This is a genomic window from Mesorhizobium sp. M7A.F.Ca.CA.002.05.1.1 (assembly GCF_003998335.1).
Taxonomy (GTDB): Bacteria; Pseudomonadota; Alphaproteobacteria; order Rhizobiales; family Rhizobiaceae; genus Mesorhizobium.
Genome location: NZ_RZQI01000862.1, coordinates 1 through 2502 on the forward strand (window position 1 = coordinate 1; position 2502 = coordinate 2502).

Here is a 2502-nt window from a genome sequence, read left to right on the forward strand (position 1 = left end):
GTGCTACAGCGACCGGTTTTCCTATCGCGCCGGCGAAACGGTGGCGTTGCATGTCAGTTCGACAGCTCCGAACTTCGGCATGACAATCACCCGGGATGGCGGCAGCGAGACCAAAGTGTTCGAAAAATCGGGCATCGCGGCACGCCGGCAGGACACACCCGACCAGTGTTCGGCTGAAGGCTGCGGCTGGGACGCATCCTTCGAATTTCGCGTCGGGGCGGACTGGCCGTCCTGCGCCTATCGGGTCACGCTGACCGCCGACGGGCGCGACGGCAAGCCGATCCAATGCCACCATATTTTTATCGTCAGCCCGCAGCCGGGCCGTAAACCCGGCCGTGTGCTGCAGGTGGCGGCGACGGGCACCTGGCTGGCCTACAACACCTGGGGCGGTTCCAACCACTACCAGGGCATTACCGGGCCGGACCGCAACCAATACTCGCCCATCGTGTCGACACAGCGCCCCTGGTGCCGTGGCTTCGTCGTGCTGCCGAAAGATGCGCCGCGCGTGCCGCTGGAAGTCGCCGTACCGCCCAAGACGATCCCGCGCTATCCGCACATGGAATGGGCGCTCGCCACAGGCCATTCGAAAAAGTACGCCTCGTCGGGTTGGGCCAGCTATGACAGCCATTTCTTCCGCTTTGCCGAGCGAGCCCGCTATCAAGTCGATCTCGTCAGCCAGCATGATCTCCATTCTTCGCCCGAAATTCTCGACGGCTACGACTGCGCCGTCTTCGTCGGCCATGACGAATACTGGACCTGGGAAATGCGCGATGCCGTCGACGCCTATGTCGAGCGCGGCGGCCATGCGGCGCGCTTTGCCGGTAACTTCATGTGGCAGACGCGGCTCGAGGACGAGGGCCGCCGGCAGGTCTGCTACAAATATCGCTCGCGTGCCGAAGACCCCGCCTATCTCCCAGGCAGCGACGTCACCCGCGCCACCAATTCCTGGGAAGCGCCGGAAATCGGCCGGCCGGGTTCAGCGACCTTCGGGCTCAACGCGACGCGCGGGGTCTATACCGGTTGGGGCGGCTGCGCGCCGCGCGGCGTGCGTGGTTTTCCGGTCTACCGGCCCGAGCACTGGGCCTTTGCCGGCACCGGCATCTACTATGGTGACCTGTTGGGGGCCGACAGCCATGTCTATGGCTATGAGGTCGACGGGCTCGACTTCGAGATACTCGGCGGCCTGCCCTACCCGACCGCCACCAGCGGCGCACCGGAGGGGTTGCAGGTTCTCGCCGTCGGCATGGCATCCCAGGTTGAGGAAAGCGCCGATATCCCGATCGAGGACCAGTTCCTCACCGACGAGGATGGCCGCTTCACCGCCGAGACGCTGTTCGGCGAGGCGAGCGACGCCAATCTGGAAAAGGTCAAACGCGGCAACGGCATGATCGTCAATTTCCCGCGCGGCAAGGGCGAGGTGTTCCACGCCGGAAGCTGCGAATGGGTCGCCGGCCTGCTAAGACAGGACCCGATGGTCGAACGCGTCACCAAAAATGTCCTCGATCGTTATCTCGGAAAGCCCTGACATGTCGAAAGTCCAGACCGCCGCGCAAGCCACCGACGCCCGGCGAGACTCGCATCTGTTCTATCTGTCCAGCCTGCGCCGGCCGCTGATCGACCGCGCCGAGGGCATCTATATGTGGACGCAGGACGGCCGCCGCTTCATCGACGGCTCGAGCGGCCCGATGGTCGCCAATATCGGCCACTCCAACCGCAATGTGCTGGATGCCATGAAGCGGCAGATGGACCGCGCCACCTTTGCCTATCGGCTGCATTTCGAGAACGAGCCGGCGGAGGAGCTGGCACGCGAACTGGCCGGCAAGCTGCCGGAAGGCATGGACCGCATCTTCTTCGTCTCGGGCGGCTCGGAAGCGACGGAATCCTGCATAAAGCTGGCGCGGCAATGGGCCGTCGCCACCGGCCAGGCCAGCCGCTGGAAGGTGATCACCCGCTTCCCCTCCTATCATGGCGGCACGCTGGGTTCGCTCTCGGTCACCGGCGACGATGCGCTGGCCGAAACGTTCGAGCCGATGATGCGGGCTATGCCGACCGTGCCGGCGCCGAATGCCTGGCGCGACCGCGACAATCTCTCGATGGAACAGCGCGGCATCCGCTATGCCGACATGCTGGAGGAGAAGATTCTTGCGGAAGGTCCAGACAGCGTGGTCGCTTTCATCATGGAGCCGATCGGCGGTGCGGCGACCGCGGCAATGGTCGCGCCGGACAGCTATTATCCGCGCATCCGCGAGATCTGCGACCGCTACGGAATCCTGCTCATCCACGATGAAGTGATGAGCGGCGCCGGCCGCACCGGCAAATTCCTAGGCGGCGACCATTGGAACTGCAAGCCCGACATCGTCGCGCTGTCGAAGGGGCTGGGTTCGGGCTATGCGCCGCTTGGCGCGCTCGCCGCCCCGATGCGGCTGGTGCAGCCGCTGCTTGACTCCGGCGGCTTCCAGCACGGCCACACCTATGCCGGCAACCCGCTGGCCTGCGCCGCCG

Annotated in this window: 2 protein-coding genes; both read left to right on the plus strand. The window is 65.2% G+C overall.

The features are described from left to right. A partial coding sequence (locus EN939_RS29650) for a N,N-dimethylformamidase beta subunit family domain-containing protein (protein ID WP_127271230.1) occupies positions 1-1525 on the plus strand: 1525 nt, incomplete at its 5' end. A gap of 1 nt (position 1526) precedes the next feature. Continuing rightward, positions 1527-2502, plus strand: a 976-nt coding sequence (locus tag EN939_RS29655) for an aminotransferase family protein (protein WP_164751329.1), incomplete at its 3' end; no start/stop codon positions are given.